At 55.5% G+C, this 16,617-nt stretch carries 14 protein-coding genes and 1 pseudogene; 10 read left to right on the top strand and 5 right to left on the bottom strand.

Annotated features, from left to right (window positions below):
* Positions 1 to 9 precede the first annotated feature (9 nt).
* Together mog and ABIE02_RS10520 are read left to right on the top strand one after the other, a co-directional pair.
* The gene (mog, locus tag ABIE02_RS10525) at positions 10 to 597 is read left to right on the top strand and encodes a molybdopterin adenylyltransferase (protein ID WP_032616437.1); all 588 of its coding nucleotides are present in this window, start codon (positions 10 to 12) and stop codon (positions 595 to 597) included.
* 123 nt (positions 598 to 720) lie between these two features.
* A complete protein-coding gene (locus tag ABIE02_RS10520; protein WP_032616439.1) occupies positions 721 to 2,010 on the top strand; it encodes an MFS transporter in 1,290 nt (429 codons plus the stop codon).
* A 38-nt stretch (positions 2,011 to 2,048) separates the two neighbouring features.
* Here ABIE02_RS10520 and ABIE02_RS10515 read toward each other — a convergent pair whose 3' ends face one another.
* The 4 genes from ABIE02_RS10515 to satP all read right to left on the bottom strand — a co-directional run bounded on the left by ABIE02_RS10515 (position 2,049) and on the right by satP (position 5,875).
* On the bottom strand, positions 2,049 to 3,185 hold the full coding sequence (locus tag ABIE02_RS10515) for an ABC transporter substrate-binding protein (RefSeq protein WP_032616440.1): 1,137 nt from the start codon (positions 3,183 to 3,185) through the stop codon (positions 2,049 to 2,051).
* An 18-nt stretch (positions 3,186 to 3,203) separates the two neighbouring features.
* Positions 3,204 to 3,980, bottom strand: coding sequence for an ABC transporter ATP-binding protein (locus tag ABIE02_RS10510; RefSeq protein ID WP_032616441.1), 777 nt, complete (start codon positions 3,978 to 3,980; stop codon positions 3,204 to 3,206).
* The gene (locus tag ABIE02_RS10505; RefSeq protein ID WP_032616443.1) at positions 3,977 to 5,050 is read right to left on the bottom strand and encodes a FecCD family ABC transporter permease; all 1,074 of its coding nucleotides are present in this window, start codon (positions 5,048 to 5,050) and stop codon (positions 3,977 to 3,979) included. The genes ABIE02_RS10510 and ABIE02_RS10505 overlap by 4 nt, the downstream gene beginning before the upstream one ends.
* A gap of 255 nt (positions 5,051 to 5,305) precedes the next feature.
* Positions 5,306 to 5,875 carry an acetate uptake transporter gene (gene satP, locus ABIE02_RS10500; protein ID WP_032616445.1) on the bottom strand — a complete coding sequence of 190 codons (570 nt, stop codon included), beginning with the start codon at positions 5,873 to 5,875 and terminating at the stop codon, positions 5,306 to 5,308.
* Between the two features lie 296 nt (positions 5,876 to 6,171).
* Here satP and dnaK point away from each other — a divergent pair, with 296 nt between their 5' ends.
* The 4 genes from dnaK (at position 6,172) to nhaR (ending at position 11,622) form a co-directional block, all read left to right on the top strand.
* Positions 6,172 to 8,091 carry a molecular chaperone DnaK gene (dnaK, locus tag ABIE02_RS10495; RefSeq protein ID WP_032616446.1) on the top strand — a complete coding sequence of 640 codons (1,920 nt, stop codon included), beginning with the start codon at positions 6,172 to 6,174 and terminating at the stop codon, positions 8,089 to 8,091.
* 86 nt (positions 8,092 to 8,177) lie between these two features.
* Positions 8,178 to 9,314 (top strand): molecular chaperone DnaJ, encoded by a 1,137-nt coding sequence (dnaJ, locus tag ABIE02_RS10490; protein WP_032616447.1) that lies wholly within the window; start codon positions 8,178 to 8,180, stop codon positions 9,312 to 9,314.
* A 174-nt stretch (positions 9,315 to 9,488) separates the two neighbouring features.
* Positions 9,489 to 10,664, top strand: coding sequence for a Na+/H+ antiporter NhaA (nhaA, locus tag ABIE02_RS10485; protein ID WP_032616448.1), 1,176 nt, complete (start codon positions 9,489 to 9,491; stop codon positions 10,662 to 10,664).
* Positions 10,665 to 10,722: 58 nt separating this feature from the next.
* Positions 10,723 to 11,622, top strand: a complete 900-nt coding sequence (gene nhaR / locus ABIE02_RS10480) for a transcriptional activator NhaR (RefSeq protein ID WP_059308757.1) — start codon at positions 10,723 to 10,725, stop codon at positions 11,620 to 11,622.
* Between the two features lie 57 nt (positions 11,623 to 11,679).
* On the opposite strand, the gene rpsT is transcribed toward nhaR, so the two are convergent.
* Complete coding sequence (gene rpsT, locus ABIE02_RS10475; protein WP_032616451.1) at positions 11,680 to 11,943, bottom strand: 30S ribosomal protein S20; 264 nt, start codon at positions 11,941 to 11,943, stop codon at positions 11,680 to 11,682.
* A gap of 101 nt (positions 11,944 to 12,044) precedes the next feature.
* Here rpsT and ABIE02_RS10470 point away from each other — a divergent pair.
* The 4 genes and pseudogenes from ABIE02_RS10470 (at position 12,045) to lspA (ending at position 16,559) form a co-directional block, all read left to right on the top strand.
* Positions 12,045 to 12,263: pseudogene (locus ABIE02_RS10470) on the top strand (DUF2575 domain-containing protein).
* Between the two features lie 7 nt (positions 12,264 to 12,270).
* Positions 12,271 to 13,209: a bifunctional riboflavin kinase/FAD synthetase gene (gene ribF, locus ABIE02_RS10465; RefSeq protein ID WP_032616452.1), complete on the top strand. Its 939-nt coding sequence runs from the start codon at positions 12,271 to 12,273 to the stop codon at positions 13,207 to 13,209.
* Between the two features lie 33 nt (positions 13,210 to 13,242).
* Entirely contained in the window at positions 13,243 to 16,059 is a 2,817-nt protein-coding gene (gene ileS, locus ABIE02_RS10460; RefSeq protein ID WP_164529662.1) for an isoleucine--tRNA ligase, read from the top strand.
* Positions 16,059 to 16,559: a signal peptidase II gene (lspA, locus tag ABIE02_RS10455; RefSeq protein WP_032616454.1), complete on the top strand. Its 501-nt coding sequence runs from the start codon at positions 16,059 to 16,061 to the stop codon at positions 16,557 to 16,559. The genes ileS and lspA overlap by 1 nt, the downstream gene beginning before the upstream one ends.
* Positions 16,560 to 16,617: the final 58 nt, after the last annotated feature.

Genomic DNA, 16,617 nt, shown 5'->3' with positions numbered 1-16,617 from the left:
GGAATGAATATGAATACCTTACGCATTGGCTTAGTTTCCGTCTCCGATCGCGCCTCCAGCGGTGTTTATGAAGATAAAGGCATCCCCGCACTGGAAGCCTGGCTGGCGTCTGCCCTGACCACCCCCTTTGAAGTGCTAACCCGCCTGATCCCGGATGAACAGGCCATCATCGAGCAAACCTTATGTGAACTGGTTGATGAAATGAGCTGCCACCTGGTGCTGACCACAGGCGGCACAGGGCCAGCGCGTCGCGACGTGACGCCGGATGCGACCCTCGCCATTGCCGATCGTGAAATGCCGGGCTTTGGCGAACAGATGCGCCAGATCAGCCTACACTTTGTGCCAACGGCGATCCTCTCCCGCCAGGTAGGGGTGATCCGCAAGCAGGCGCTGATCCTCAATTTACCGGGTCAACCTAAGTCGATTAAAGAGACGCTGGAAGGGGTGAAAGAGGCTGACGGTAAGGTGGTTGTGGCAGGCATCTTTGCAAGTGTACCTTATTGTGTACAGCTCCTTGAGGGGCCTTACGTTGAAACGGACCCGCAGGTGGTAGCAGCTTTTCGCCCGAAAAGCGCGAGGCGTGAAATAATCTCCTGAAATTAACAATAATGTGACATAAGCTGTAACGGCAGTGGCGTGCTAATTGATTTACGGTATAGTAATTTTTTCTTTACGATCGCTGTAAATATAACTCAACAACTCAGCCCAAAATGGTTCGCTATGTCACATTACAACCGGCCTCTCAATCGTCAGGATTATAAAACCCTCACGCTTGCCGCTCTCGGCGGCGCGCTGGAGTTTTATGACTTCATCATTTTCGTCTTTTTTGCGGCGGTCGTCGGGGCGTTATTCTTCCCGGCTGACATCCCTGAATGGCTGCGTCAGGTACAAACCTTTGGCATCTTTGCCGCCGGGTATCTGGCTCGTCCGCTGGGGGGCATCATCATGGCGCACTTCGGCGATCTGGTGGGACGCAAAAAGATGTTCACCCTCAGCATCCTGCTGATGGCCGTACCGACGCTGGCTATCGGCCTGCTGCCTACCTATGCCTCGATGGGGATTATCGCCCCGGTATTGCTGTTGTTGATGCGCATTTTGCAGGGGGCGGCAATCGGCGGGGAAGTGCCCGGTGCCTGGGTGTTTGTGGCGGAGCATGTTCCGGCCCGGCGGATCGGTATTGCCTGCGGGACGCTTACCGCAGGGCTGACGGTTGGTATTCTGCTCGGTTCGGTGGTGGCGACGTTGGTGAACACCAGCATGACCCAACAGGCGGTGCTCGACTGGGGCTGGCGTATTCCGTTCCTGCTGGGCGGTGCTTTCGGGCTGGTGGCGATGTATCTGCGTCGCTGGTTGCAGGAGACGCCGATCTTCCTCGAGATGCAGCAGCGCAAGGCGCTGGCGCAGGAGCTGCCGGTCAAGGCGGTGGTAGTGCGGCACAAAAAAGCGGTGGTGGTGTCGATGCTGCTCACCTGGCTGCTGTCGGCGGGCATCGTGGTGGTGATTTTGATGTCGCCGGTCTGGCTGCAAAAACAGTACGGCTTTGCCCCGGCGGTAACCTTGCAGGCCAACAGTATCGCGACCATCATGCTCTGCTTTGGTTGCTTGATTGCCGGGCTGGTGGTGGATCGTATCGGTTCCAGCCTGACCTTTATCATCGGTAGCCTGCTGCTGGCCGGAGCGAGCTGGGCGTTCTATCACCTGGTGGGCAGCCACCCGGAACAGCTGTTCCTGCTATACGGCATGGTCGGGCTGTGTGTTGGCGTAGTAGGGGCCGTGCCCTACGTCATGGTGCGCGCCTTCCCGCCGGAAGTGCGCTTCACTGGTATCTCCTTCTCGTATAACGTTTCTTACGCCATCTTCGGTGGGCTGACGCCGATTGCCGTCACCCTGCTGATGGGCGTATCGCCAATGGCTCCTGCCTGGTACGTGCTGGCGCTCTCGCTGATGGGGCTGGCATTAGGTCTCTGGCTGCGCCAGAAGCCCGTAGAAGTGCCTGTCCTGGCCGGTTAACGCTTTGGCCGGGGAGGCGAAGCCCCCCGGCCTTGTCGTTAGTGCGATGGGGTATAGCTCAGGATGATATTGTCATCCGGGATCTGAGTAAAGTCTTTGATAATGCGATGGTAATCCGCGACCGGATCTACATCGTTAAACAGCGTCGGGTAGAAAATTTTGCTCAGTGTCTCAATGGCGACGATGTTGTACGGATTGTTATAGAAGTGGTGATAGAGCGCGCCGGTGTGGCCTTGTGCGACGGCAGGAATACTGCTGACACCCTGACGCGACAGCAGGGCGTTGAAGGCGGCGGTGACATCCTCCGCCGGAACGTTGTAGCCAAACGGGATAATCGCCGTACCTTTACCTGGTCGTCTGGAGCCGGTCATCAGGTAATAATCCGGGTTCAGCGAGATAATTTTCTCTACCGCGATATTCCCGGTTGCCCCCGGTAGCAGCTGCGAGCCGATGTTGGTGCCGCCTGCCGCTTCGACCAGTCCACCCCAGCCGTTACGCGCGTGGGTAAAGCAGCAGCCATTATCCAGCCCGCCGACGCCAGCAATAGGTTCGATAAAGACCAGCGGTTTTTTACTGGTCGTTGCCAGACGCTGGTGGATCCTATCCAGCCGCTGCTGATAGAAATCCATGTAGGCCTGCGCACGCGCGGTTTGTCCCATCACCTTACCTAACAGGGCAATACTCGGCAGGGTGTTCTCCACCGGGTGCAGTTCATAATCCACGAAGATAACCGGAATATGCAGGGCGTCGAGCTTCGCCAGTACGCCGGTCTGCACCAGGGACGGCTTAGCGCGTAGCTGGGCAATCATCAGGTCGGGCTGACGGGAGATTACCGTTTCAAGATCGACATTGCCCTGGTCGGAAAACTTCATGTCGAGGATCTTCTCCGCTTCCGGCCATTTACGCTTCAGCACGTTCCAGGTTTCGGTGTCCTGTTTTTTCGGCAGATTGTTCCACGCCACCACTTTAGCGAACGGGTTATCGCGCTCCAGCAGCGCCAGGGCGAAGATGTCGCGTCCGTCCTGCAGGATGATACGCTGCGGTTCGTGTTCAACGGTGACCGTGCGGTTATCCAGATCCTTAACCGTTACCGGCCAGCTCTGCGCCTGGGCGAGCAAAGGTGAAAGTAGCAATGCCAGGCCGCCTGCGGCGGCAATGAGTTTTTTCAGCGTCATGTTTTCCCCGTCTTTTTCTTATGGTGTTAACCCATCGACCACCACATGCGGCAGCCCACGGGAACAGTATTCAACCCGGCCATCCACGCCGTACACCGTTGCCAGGTTGGCTGGAGTAACAACCTCACCCGGCAGGCCGCTGGCAATCAGTTCTCCACCTTTCAGCATCAGTGCAAAATCCGCATGGCGCAGGGCAATGTTGATGTCGTGGATCACCACGACGGTGACGATATTGCGCAGACGCGTTTCGCGGGCAACGATATCCATCACATGGAACTGGTAGTTAAGATCGAGTGCGCTTAGGGGTTCATCCAGCAACAGCAGATCCGGTTCGCGGATAAGGGACTGGGCAAGGCCAATAAGCTGTTTTTGCCCGCCGGAGAGCTGATCGAGAAAGCTCATCGCCAGATGGGAAACACCCAGTTTGTCCAGAATGGACCAGGCTTCGTGTTCGACATCCAGACCCGAAGTGCCGCCACTCGCCCGGCGGGCGACGATAATCGATTCCAGCGTGTGCAGATGCACGCCCTGCGGCAGGGATTGCGGCAGATAAACCACTTTTTGCGCCCGCGTAGCAGAGGGAAGGGTCATCAGATCTTCGCCGTTAAGCAGCAATGCCCCTTGAGCGGGGTTCAGGTCAGCCAGAGCGCGCAGCAGGGTGGATTTGCCCGAGCCATTTGGCCCCAGCAGGGCGGTGATCTGCCCGCGAGGGAGAAGCGGGGTGTTCAGCCCACTGATAATCTTTTTCTTGCGATAGCCGGTGTGCAGATCGCAGACGCGCAGGCCTTCGGTCATACGTTCCCCCGGTTGCGAATAATGATGCTGAGGAAGAACGGCACGCCCACCAGCGAGGTGACAATGCCCACAGGAATAATGACGCCGGGAACGATGTTCTTGGAAAATACCGAGGCCAGCGACAGCACCAGCGCGCCAATCAGCATACTGCCCGGCAGATAAAACCGGTGATCTTCGCCAAACATCATGCGGGCGATATGCGGGGCCACCAGGCCGATAAAGCCAACGGGGCCGACAAAGGCGACCGTCAGGGCCGAGATAATACTGATGCGTAACAGCGTCGCCAGACGCAGCTTTTTCACGTTAATGCCAAAACTGACGGCACGATCTTCACCCAGACGCAGCGCCGTAAGCTTCCAGGCATTTTTCAACGACAGCGGCACGATAATCAGCAGCGCCACGGCCAGGATCGCCAGCTTATCCCACGAGGCTCTCGCCAGGCTGCCCATCGTCCAGAAGACCAGCCCCTGTAGCGTGTCTTCGCTGGCCACAAATTGCAGGATGGAAATCAGCGCGTTAAAGGTAAAGACCAGCGCGATACCAAACAGCACCACGCCGGAGGTGGCCACACGGGTCCAGCGGCTGATGCCATCCAGAATAAAGCAGGCCAGCAGCGCAAAAACAAAGGCGTTTGCCGGAATGAACCACTTGTCGGCAATGCCGGGAATGCCTAAACCGAGCACAATCGCCAGCGCGGCGCCGAAAGAGGCCGCAGACGACACGCCCAACGTAAACGGGCTGGCGAGCGGATTATTGAGGATGGTTTGCATCTCCGCCCCGGCCAGCCCGAGTGCCATGCCGACGGCAACGGCCATCAGCGCGAACGGTAACCGCAGTTCCCAGACGATCACCCGGGTCCCGGCGTCGGCCGCGGCGGCGTTGATTAAGGTATGCCAGAGGGTGGAAACGGAAATGCCTGACGGGCCGAGCGTGAAGTCGAGTAACAGGGAGCAAATAATAAAGAAGAATAGCGCCCCTGCCAGGGCAAAGCGCCTGACAAGAACCTTACGGTATTGTGACGCGATAATGGATTCGCCAGTGTGATCGCTGGCAGCAAGGCTGGAATTCATCAGTTAACCTTATGCAACACAATAGAATCATTTCATCCCCTTGGGTTCCATTTCGGGTGCTACCTGATATCCATTCTCCGGGATGCGCCGGGTCACACTAATCGCAATGATAATGCTTATCAATTGTATGAGGTAATTATTGCCATCCCGTTTAATCATCGTTTCTGTTGTGACTGAAAATTGAGCGGAGTGAAACAAGAGAGGGTATGCACGGAGGAGGCGATATCGTGCCCGCAGGGCGGGCACGAAGGGGGATCAGTGTTTTTCACCAATCGGCAGAACGGCGCGACCGAACTGTTCGTTCAGGACTTCACCCATTGCCAGGTAGATGGCGCTGGCGCCGCAGACCAGGCCAATCCAGCCCGCTACGTGAATAATAGATTCGCCGTTTTCCACCAGATGACCTACAGCCAGCAGTGCAAACAGTACGGTCAGGCTCAGGAACACAAACTGCAGCGCACGGTTACCTTGCAGCGTACCGAAGAACATGAACAGGGTGAAGATACCCCACAGGCCCAGATAGACGCCCAGGAATTGTGCATTCGCCGCATCGGCCAGACCCATTTTCGGCATCAGCAGAATGGCGACCAGGGTCAGCCAGAAAGAGCCGTAAGAGGTGAATGCGGTTAAACCGAAGGTATTGCCTTTCTTATATTCCAGCAGGCCCGCAAAGATCTGTGCGATACCGCCGTAAAAAATGCCCATCGCCAGGATAATGCCGTCCATCGGGAACATCCCGATATTGTGCAGGTTCAGCAGAATGGTGGTCATGCCAAAACCCATCAGGCCCAGCGGAGCCGGATTAGCCAACTTAGTGTTGCCCATAAGTCCTCAAAAAAATCATCATTAATATGGTGAAATGGTGAATCCCACGCCAATTCTCCCTGGCGGGGCGCGGCATCATAATGGGCGGCATCAGCGCCGTCTATGATCTAATCAGGGTGAAATTAAAAATTTTTTTATCCTCCCCCCTTGATGGATGCCGTTGCGACCCCATCTTGTAGTCAACCGCAGTGTGTGGACCTGAAAAAATTCAAATCTGGACAGTTGAAAAAGCACCTTCTGCCCTTATTACAGGTACACAACCACATGTTGACTGAATTTTTAGTGGAGACGTTTAGATGGGTAAAATTATTGGTATCGACCTGGGTACTACCAACTCTTGTGTAGCGATTATGGATGGCACCACTGCACGTGTGCTGGAGAACGCCGAGGGCGATCGCACCACGCCTTCTATCATTGCTTATACCCAGGATGGTGAAACTCTGGTTGGTCAGCCGGCTAAACGTCAGGCAGTGACAAACCCGCAAAACACCCTGTTTGCGATTAAACGCCTGATTGGCCGTCGCTTCCAGGACGAAGAAGTTCAGCGTGATGAAGCCATCATGCCGTACAAAATCATCGGCGCTGAGAACGGCGACGCATGGATTGACGTTAAAGGTCAGAAAATGGCACCGCCGCAGATCTCTGCTGAAGTGCTGAAGAAAATGAAGAAAACGGCCGAAGATTACCTGGGCGAAGCGGTAACTGAAGCAGTTATCACCGTACCTGCTTACTTCAACGATGCTCAGCGTCAGGCAACCAAAGACGCCGGTCGTATCGCAGGTCTGGAAGTCAAACGTATCATCAACGAACCAACCGCAGCGGCACTGGCCTACGGTCTGGATAAAGAAGTTGGCAACCGTACTATCGCGGTTTACGACCTCGGTGGTGGTACTTTCGATATCTCTATTATCGAAATCGACGAAGTTGACGGCGAAAAAACCTTTGAAGTTCTGGCAACCAACGGTGATACCCACCTGGGTGGTGAAGACTTCGACAGCCGTATGATCAACTACCTCGTTGACGAGTTTAAGAAAGACCAGGGCATTGACCTGCGTAATGACCCGCTGGCGATGCAGCGTCTGAAAGAAGCCGCAGAAAAAGCGAAGATCGAGCTTTCTTCTGCACAGCAGACCGACGTGAACCTGCCGTACATTACTGCAGACGCGACCGGTCCAAAACACATGAACATCAAAGTGACTCGCGCGAAACTGGAAAGCCTGGTTGAAGACCTGGTTAACCGTTCCATCGAGCCGCTGAAAGTTGCTCTGCAGGACGCGGGTCTGTCCGTATCCGAAATCCAGGACGTTATCCTGGTGGGTGGTCAGACACGTATGCCAATGGTTCAGAAGAAAGTGGCTGAATTCTTTGGTAAAGAGCCACGTAAAGACGTTAACCCGGACGAAGCTGTTGCCATCGGTGCAGCGGTTCAGGGCGGCGTTCTGACCGGTGAAGTTAAAGACGTACTGCTGCTGGATGTTACCCCGCTGTCTCTGGGTATCGAAACCATGGGCGGTGTGATGACGGCGCTGATTGCCAAAAACACCACCATCCCAACCAAGCACAGCCAGGTGTTCTCTACCGCTGAAGACAACCAGTCTGCGGTAACCATCCATGTGCTGCAGGGTGAGCGTAAACGCGCCGCAGATAACAAAGATCTGGGTCAGTTTAACCTCGATGGTATCAGCCCGGCACCGCGCGGTATGCCGCAGATCGAAGTGACCTTCGACATCGATGCCGACGGTATCCTGCACGTTTCCGCGAAGGACAAAAACAGCGGTAAAGAGCAGAAGATCACCATTAAGGCCTCTTCCGGTCTGAACGAAGAAGAGATCCAGAAAATGGTTCGCGAAGCGGAAGCTAACGCCGAGTCTGACCGTAAGTTCGAAGAACTGGTTCAGACCCGCAACCAGGGTGACCATCTGCTGCACAGCACCCGTAAGCAGGTTGAAGAGGCCGGCGATAAACTGCCAGCTGACGACAAAACTGCTATCGAGTCTGCACTGAGCGCGCTGGAAGCGTCCCTGAAAGGCGAAGACAAAGCCGATATCGAAGCGAAAATGCAGGCGCTGGCCCAGGCTTCTGAGAAGCTGATGGAGATCGCGCAGCAGCAACACGCACAGCAGCAGGCTGGTGCAGGTGCTGACGCTTCTGCAAACAACGCGAAAGATGACGATGTTGTCGACGCAGAGTTTGAAGAAGTGAAAGACAAAAAATAATCGCCCTTTGAACGGGTAATACACTGGCACGGGCGAAGAGGTTTCCTCTCCGCCCGTGCACGCATGTTAGGGGCAGATAAAACAAGATGGCTAAGCAAGACTATTACGAGATTTTAGGCGTTTCCAAAACAGCGGAAGAGCGTGAAATCAAAAAGGCGTATAAGCGCCTGGCCATGAAATTTCACCCGGACCGCAACCAGGGTGACAAAGAGGCCGAAGCCAAGTTTAAAGAGATCAAAGAAGCCTACGAAGTCCTGACCGATGCCCAGAAACGTGCGGCATACGATCAGTACGGTCATGCTGCGTTTGAACAGGGCGGCATGGGCGGCGGCGGCGGATTTGGTGGCGGCGGCGCAGATTTCAGCGATATTTTTGGTGACGTCTTTGGTGACATCTTCGGCGGCGGTCGCGGTCGTCAGCGTGCGGCCCGTGGCGCAGACCTGCGCTACAACATGGAACTGTCGCTGGAAGAAGCGGTACGCGGCGTAACGAAAGAGATCCGCATTCCGACCCTGGAAGAGTGTGACATCTGCCACGGCAGCGGCGCGAAAGTGGGTACCAAGCCGCAGACCTGTCCAACCTGTCACGGTTCCGGCCAGGTACAGATGCGCCAGGGCTTCTTTGCCGTTCAGCAGAGCTGTCCACACTGTCAGGGGCGCGGTACGCTGATCAAGGATCCGTGCAACAAGTGTCACGGTCATGGTCGCGTTGAGAAGACCAAAACCCTGTCCGTTAAAATCCCGGCAGGCGTGGATACCGGCGATCGTATTCGTCTGTCTGGCGAAGGCGAAGCGGGTGAACATGGTGCACCAGCGGGCGATCTGTACGTTCAGGTGCAGGTGAAGCAGCACGCGATTTTCGAACGTGAAGGCAACAACCTCTACTGCGAAGTGCCGATCAACTTTGCGATGGCGGCGATGGGCGGCGAAATTGAAGTGCCAACCCTCGACGGTCGCGTAAACCTGAAAGTGCCTGGCGAAACGCAGACCGGCAAGCTGTTCCGCATGCGCGGGAAAGGCGTGAAATCGGTGCGTGGCGGCGCACAGGGCGACCTGCTGTGTCGTGTGGTGGTTGAGACACCGGTTGGCCTGAACGAGAAACAGAAGCAGCTGCTGAGAGAGTTGCAGGAGAGCTTTGGCGGCCCGACGGGTGAGAATAACAGCCCGCGCTCCAAAAGCTTCTTTGATGGCGTGAAAAAATTCTTTGACGATTTGACTCGCTAATCGGTGAGCTGACGTTTTTCTCAAAGCCCGGAAGCGATTCCGGGCTTTTTTTATGGCTGAAAAACATAGCTCGGAAAAACTGAGTGCATACTCAATATTAACCTGCTTTTACCGATGAATATCCACGAGTATGATGGTTTTAACGAAGAATTTCCGTAAAAAGAGAGAGTAAAAGTGAAACTTCTGCACCGTTTTTTCAGTAATGAGGCCGCCGGCGGCATCATACTTATTCTGGCGGCCGCGCTGGCAATGCTGCTGGCTAATATGGGCGGTACCCGCGACCTCTATCATTCTTTTCTGGAAACGCCTGTCGAACTACGGGTCGGCGTGCTCGAAATCAATAAGAACATGCTGCTGTGGATCAACGATGCACTGATGGCGGTCTTTTTCCTGCTGGTAGGCCTTGAGGTGAAGCGTGAGCTGGTACAAGGCTCACTCGCCAGTCGCCAGCGCGCTGCGTTCCCGGTGATTGCCGCTATCGGCGGGATGGTGGTACCCGCGCTGATCTACCTGGCGTTTAACTACCAGGACCCTCTTGCCCGCCAGGGCTGGGCAATCCCCGCAGCAACGGACATCGCCTTTGCGCTGGGCGTTCTGGCTCTGCTGGGCAACCGCGTGCCAATGGCGCTAAAAATCTTTCTGATGGCGCTGGCTATCATTGACGATTTGGGCGCAATTATCATCATCGCCCTGTTTTATACCAGCGAACTGTCGATGTTGTCGCTGGGGGTCGCAGCGGCGGCCATTGCGGCACTGGCGCTGCTGAATATCTTCAACGTCCGTCGGATTGGCATCTATGTGCTGGTGGGGATGGTTCTGTGGACGGCGGTGCTGAAATCGGGCGTGCATGCCACCCTGGCCGGGGTGATTATCGGCTTCTTCGTCCCGCTGAAGTCGCAAGAGGGCAAATCCCCGGCGAAACAGCTGGAGCATGTTCTGCATCCATGGGTCGCTTTTCTGATCCTGCCGCTGTTTGCCTTTGCGAATGCGGGTGTCTCCCTTCAAGGGGTGACCTTCGCTGGACTGACATCAATGTTGCCGCTGGGGATCATTGCCGGACTGTTTATCGGCAAGCCGCTGGGGATTAGCCTCTTCTGCTGGCTGGCGCTGAAACTGAAACTGGCCTCGTTGCCACACGGCACCACCTGTCGGCAGATCATGGCCGTTGGCGTGCTGTGCGGGATTGGCTTTACGATGTCGATCTTTATCTCGACGCTGGCATTTGGCGCACATGCCCCGGAGCTTATCGTCTGGGCTAAACTGGGTATTCTGACCGGGTCACTGCTGGCGGCGTTTGTTGGTTATGCCTTACTGAAAATGAAATTGTCGGGGCAGGTGCATCCGGCATAACGGGACATCGGGAGGGCAGGCCGCCCTCCCGTAAACACTATCAGGGAGCGAGGAACGTATGTCTCATCTTAATTACAACCACCTGTACTACTTCTGGCATGTCTATAAAGAAGGGTCGGTTGTCGGCGCTGCAGAAGCGCTCTACCTGACGCCACAGACCATTACCGGGCAGATCAAAGCCCTGGAAGAGCGCCTGCAGGGGAAGCTCTTCAAGCGCAAGGGACGTGGCATCGAACCCAGCGAGCTTGGTGAGCTGGTGTTTCGCTACGCCGACAAAATGTTCACCCTGAGCCAGGAGATGCTCGATATCGTCAATTATCGCAAGGAGTCGAACCTGCTCTTTGACGTGGGCGTGGCGGATGCGCTGTCAAAAAGGCTGGTCAGCGGCGTGCTGGATGCGGCGGTGGTTGAAGATGAACAAATCCACCTGCGCTGTTTTGAATCCACCCACGAGATGCTCCTTGAGCAGCTAAGCCAGCATAAGCTGGATATGATTATCTCGGATTGCCCGATCGATTCTACCCAGCAGGAAGGGCTGTTTTCGGTGAAAATTGGCGAATGTGGCGTGAGCTTCTGGTGTATCAATCCCCCGCCGAAAAAAACCTTCCCTGCCTGTCTGGAAGAGCGACGTTTACTGGTGCCAGGGCGGCGTTCAATGCTCGGCCGCAAGCTGCTGAACTGGTTTAACTCGCAGGGGCTGAACGTGGAGATTCTGGGTGAGTTTGATGATGCGGCGCTAATGAAAGCCTTTGGCGAAGCGCACAACGCGATCTTCGTTGCCCCGACGCTTTACGCGCAGGACCTCTATACGGACATCAGGATTACGGAGATTGGCAGGGTGGATAACGTGATGGAGGAGTATCACGCGATATTCGCCGAAAGAATGATTCAGCATCCGGCGGTGCAGCGTATTTGTAACCGTGACTACTCGGCGCTGTTTACGCCACCGGCAATCTGAAGGCATAAAAAAACCCGCGTTAAGCGGGTTCTTTAAACAAGCAACAACAAGTGACGATTAAGCCAGTTTGTTGATCTGCGCGATCAGGTTTGCTTTATGACGCGCTGCTTTGTTTTTGTGGATCAGACCTTTAGCAGCCTGACGATCCACGATTGGTTGCATTTCGTTAAATGCGTTCTGCGCTGCAGCTTTGTCGCCAGCTTCGATTGCTGCGTATACTTTCTTGATGAAAGTACGCATCATAGAGCGACGGCTTGCGTTGTGCTTACGAGCCTTTTCAGACTGAACGGCACGTTTCTTAGCTGATTTGATATTAGCCAAGTCCAACTCCCAAATATGATCTATGTGGACAATTCAAAGGCCGAGGAATATGCCCTCTCTGCCTTCTTTTGTCAATGGATTTGTGCAAATAAGCGCCGTTAATTAGCGACGCTACGTTACGTAGTGATGGCGCAGGATTCTACCAGCTTGTCGCTCCTGAATACAGCTTTTCGACATAAAAATCCTCATCCGCAGACAGATTTTTTCGCTGTGAAAGGCAACCCTGATGAAATCATTACGGCTTTCTGTTTTGCGTGAACAATCGCCGGTTAACCTTAACCGCTGTACAAGGTATACTTTGGCGATTTTCACTGTTTTGAGCCAGTCATGAAGCTGATACGCGGCATACATAATCTCAGTCAGGCCCCGCACGGGTGTGTGCTGACTATTGGTAATTTCGACGGCGTGCATCGTGGACATCAGGTGCTGTTGCAGGGGTTACGTGAAGAGGGGCGGGCACGAGGTCTGCCGGTAGTAGTCATGATTTTTGAGCCGCAGCCGCTGGAGCTTTTTGCCAGCGAGAAGGCGCCTGCGCGCCTGACCCGCCTGCGTGAAAAATTACGTTACCTGGCCCAGTGCGGCGTGGACTACGTCCTGTGCGTCCGTTTTGATCGGCGCTTCGCCGCGCTGACGGCACAAAATTTTGTCAGCGACCTGTTGGTTGATCGCCTCGGGGTGCGCTTTCTGGCCGTGGGTGATGATTTCCGCTTTGGCGCTGGTCGTCAGGGGGATTTCTTGCTATTACAGAAGGCTGGCCTGGAGTATGGCTTTGACGTCACCAGCACCCAGACCTTTTGCGAAGGCGGCGTACGCATCAGCAGCACGGCAGTACGCCAGGCGCTGGCTGATGACGATCTGGATGCCGCCGCAACGCTGCTCGGCCGCCCGTTCTCCATTTCCGGGCGCGTAGTGCATGGCGATGAACTGGGTCGCACCATTGGTTTCCCTACGGCGAACTTACCGCTGCGCCGTCAGGTTTCCCCGGTAAAAGGGGTCTTTGCGGTAGAGGTAACGGGGCTGGGCGATAAGCCTCTGCCCGGCGTTGCCAATATTGGTACCCGTCCGACAGTGGCCGGTGTACGTCAGCAACTCGAAGTGCATTTGCTGGACGTTGTAATGGACCTTTATGGTCGCCATATAGATGTAATCCTGCGTAAAAAAATACGCAATGAGCAGCGATTCGCCTCGCTCGATGAGCTGAAAGCGCAAATAGCGAGAGATGAATTAACAGCCCGCGAAATTTTTGGGCTTTCAAACCCGGCTTAATGCCTGAGATATAAATACGGAACCGAGAATCTGATGAGTGACTATAAATCAACCCTGAATTTGCCGGAAACAGGGTTCCCGATGCGCGGCGACCTCGCCAAGCGTGAACCGGGAATGCTGGCGCGTTGGACCGATGATGACCTGTACGGCATCATCCGTGCAGCCAAAAAAGGCAAAAAAACCTTCATTCTGCATGATGGCCCTCCTTATGCGAATGGCAGCATTCATATTGGTCACTCTGTAAACAAGATTCTGAAAGACATTATCGTGAAGTCCAAAGGCCTCATGGGCTTTGACTCGCCTTACGTTCCAGGCTGGGACTGTCACGGTCTGCCAATTGAGCTGAAAGTAGAGCAAGAGTTCGGTAAGCCAGGCGAGAAGTTCACCGCAGCTGAATTCCGCGCGAAATGCCGCGAATACGCTGCCACCCAGGTTGACGGTCAGCGTGAAGACTTTATCCGTCTGGGCGTGCTGGGCGACTGGTCGCATCCGTACCTGACCATGGACTTCAAAACCGAAGCCAACATCATTCGTGCGCTGGGTAAAATCATCGGTAACGGCCATCTGCACAAAGGCGCCAAGCCGGTGCACTGGTGCGTGGACTGCCGTTCTGCGCTGGCTGAGGCGGAAGTTGAGTATTACGACAAAACCTCTCCATCCATCGATGTGGCCTTCGAAGGCGTCGATCAGGAAGCGCTGCAGGGCAAATTTGGTCTGCCAGGCGTCGAAGGCCCAATCTCGCTGGTGATCTGGACCACCACGCCATGGACCCTGCCAGCCAACCGTGCGATCTCCCTCTCTGCGGAGTTCGACTACGCGCTGGTACAGGTTGAAGGCCGTGCGCTGATCCTGGCGAAAGACCTGGTGGAGAGCGTGCTGAAGCGCGCGAACATCACCGAGTACAGCATTCTGGGTACGGTTAAAGGTGCCGAGCTGGAGCATCTGCGCTTCAAGCATCCGTTCCTCGATTTCGATGTGCCAGCGATTCTGGGCGAACACGTCACCCTCGAAGCGGGTACCGGTGCGGTGCATACCGCCGGTGGCCACGGCCCGGACGACTACAACATCAGTTTGAAATACGGTCTGGAAATCGCTAACCCGGTTGGCCCGGACGGCGCTTACCTGCCAGGCACTTATCCGACCCTGGACGGCGTGAACGTCTTTAAAGCTAACGACATCATCGTCAACATGCTGCGTGACAACGGCTCGCTGCTGCATGTTGAGAAAATGCAGCACAGCTATCCGTGCTGCTGGCGTCATAAGACACCAATCATCTTCCGCGCGACCCCACAGTGGTTTGTCAGCATGGATCAGAAAGGCCTGCGCGCGCAGTCTCTGAAAGAGATCAAAGGCGTGCAGTGGATCCCGGACTGGGGCCAGGCGCGCATCGAATCTATGGTTGCGAACCGTCCTGACTGGTGTATCTCCCGTCAGCGTACCTGGGGCGTACCGATGTCTCTGTTCGTCCATAAAGAGACCCAGGAACTGCACCCGAATACCCTGGAACTGATGGAAGAAGTGGCGAAGCGCGTCGAAGTTGACGGCATTCAGGCGTGGTGGGATCTCGACGCCCGCGACATCCTGGGCGCGGACGCGGATAACTACGAGAAAGTGCCAGATACCCTGGACGTATGGTTCGACTCCGGTTCAACGCACGCCTCTGTTGTTGACGTGCGTCCAGAGTTTGCCGGCCACGCTGCCGACATGTATCTGGAAGGTTCTGACCAACACCGCGGCTGGTTCATGTCATCCCTGATGATTTCCACCGCCATGAAGGGTAAAGCACCTTACCGTCAGGTACTGACTCACGGTTTCACCGTGGATGGTCAGGGTCGTAAGATGTCCAAATCTATCGGTAACACCGTTTCTCCGCAGGACGTGATGAACAAACTGGGCGCCGACATTCTGCGTCTGTGGGTGGCATCAACTGACTACACCGGTGAAATGGCGGTGTCTGACGAGATCCTGAAACGTGCTGCCGACAGCTATCGTCGTATCCGTAACACCGCGCGCTTCCTGCTGGCGAACCTGAACGGGTTCGATCCGGCGAAAGACATGGTGAAACCGGAAGAGATGGTCGTTCTGGATCGCTGGGCCGTAGGCTGCGCGAAAGCGGCACAGGAAGATATCCTGAAAGCTTATGAGTCTTACGACTTCCACGAAGTGGTGCAGCGCCTGATGCGCTTCTGCTCCATCGAAATGGGTTCGTTCTACCTCGATATCATCAAAGACCGTCAGTACACCGCGAAAGCCGACAGCGTGGCGCGTCGCAGCTGCCAGACCGCACTGTTCCATATCGCAGAAGCGCTGGTGCGCTGGATGGCACCGATCATGTCCTTCACCGCGGATGAGATCTGGGGCTACCTGCCAGGGGATCGTGAGAAGTATGTCTTCACTGGCGAGTGGTACGAAGGTCTGTTTGGCCTGTCCGGGACCGAAGCCATGAACGACAGCTTCTGGGACGAGCTGCTGAAAGTGCGCGGCGAAGTGAACAAAGTGATCGAGCAGGCGCGTGCCGACAAGAAAGTGGGCGGCTCCCTGGAAGCGGCAGTAACCCTGTACGCGGAACCTGAGCTGGCTGCGAAGCTGACTGCGCTGGGCGATGAATTACGATTTGTCCTGTTGACCTCCGGTGCGAATGTTGCGGATTATGCCGACGCGAGCGCTGATGCCCAGCAGAGCGAACTGCTCAAAGGGTTGAAAGTGGCGCTGGTGAAAGCCGAAGGTGAGAAGTGCTCGCGCTGCTGGCATTACACGACCGATGTCGGCAAGGTGGCGGAACACGCAGAGATCTGCGGACGCTGTGTCAGCAACATCGCCGGTGATGGCGAAAAACGTAAGTTTGCCTGATGAGTAAATCACTCTCTTCAACAGGGCTGCGCTGGCTGTGGCTGGTGGTAGTCGTGCTGATTATTGATTTGGGCAGCAAATACCTGATCCTCCAGAACTTTGCTCTGGGGGATACGGTTTCGCTGTTCCCGTCGCTTAATCTGCACTATGCGCGCAACTACGGCGCGGCGTTTAGCTTCCTGGCTGACAGCGGCGGCTGGCAGCGCTGGTTCTTCGCAGGTATCGCTCTCGGTATCTGCGTTGTGCTGGCAGTGCTGATGTACCGCGGGAAAGCCACGCAAAAGCTGAACAACATCGCCTACGCACTGATCATTGGCGGTGCGCTGGGTAACCTGTTTGACCGTCTGTGGCACGGCTTTGTGGTCGATATGATCGACTTCTATGTCGGCAACTGGCACTTCGCCACCTTTAACCTGGCCGATACTGCAATTTGTATTGGTGCGGCGTTAATCGTGCTGGAAGGCTTCCTGCCGAACGCAGCCGCGAAGAAACAGGCTTAAGCATCAATGCCGGGTGACGCACAGCGATCCCGGCCTACCGAATATGCCAACGCCAGTT

Source organism: Leclercia sp. 1548, from assembly GCF_050435045.1.
Lineage (GTDB): Bacteria > Pseudomonadota > Gammaproteobacteria > Enterobacterales > Enterobacteriaceae > Enterobacter > Enterobacter adecarboxylatus.
Note: the sequence above shows the minus strand (reverse complement) of the source record. Positions and strands in the feature narration are given on the sequence as shown.

Bases quoted from the DNA above. Each gene is read 5' to 3' on its own strand.
- mog (WP_032616437.1), top strand. From the start codon at position 10: ATGAATACCTTACGCATTGGCTTAGTTTCCGTCTCCGATCGCGCCTCC.
- ABIE02_RS10520 (WP_032616439.1), top strand. From the start codon at position 721: ATGTCACATTACAACCGGCCTCTCAATCGTCAGGATTATAAAACCCTC.
- ABIE02_RS10515 (WP_032616440.1), bottom strand. From the start codon at position 3,185: ATGACGCTGAAAAAACTCATTGCCGCCGCAGGCGGCCTGGCATTGCTA.
- ABIE02_RS10510 (WP_032616441.1), bottom strand. From the start codon at position 3,980: ATGACCGAAGGCCTGCGCGTCTGCGATCTGCACACCGGCTATCGCAAG.
- ABIE02_RS10505 (WP_032616443.1), bottom strand. From the start codon at position 5,050: ATGAATTCCAGCCTTGCTGCCAGCGATCACACTGGCGAATCCATTATC.
- satP (WP_032616445.1), bottom strand. From the start codon at position 5,875: ATGGGCAACACTAAGTTGGCTAATCCGGCTCCGCTGGGCCTGATGGGT.
- dnaK (WP_032616446.1), top strand. From the start codon at position 6,172: ATGGGTAAAATTATTGGTATCGACCTGGGTACTACCAACTCTTGTGTA.
- dnaJ (WP_032616447.1), top strand. From the start codon at position 8,178: ATGGCTAAGCAAGACTATTACGAGATTTTAGGCGTTTCCAAAACAGCG.
- nhaR (WP_059308757.1), top strand. From the start codon at position 10,723: ATGTCTCATCTTAATTACAACCACCTGTACTACTTCTGGCATGTCTAT.
- ribF (WP_032616452.1), top strand. From the start codon at position 12,271: ATGAAGCTGATACGCGGCATACATAATCTCAGTCAGGCCCCGCACGGG.
- ileS (WP_164529662.1), top strand. From the start codon at position 13,243: ATGAGTGACTATAAATCAACCCTGAATTTGCCGGAAACAGGGTTCCCG.
- lspA (WP_032616454.1), top strand. From the start codon at position 16,059: ATGAGTAAATCACTCTCTTCAACAGGGCTGCGCTGGCTGTGGCTGGTG.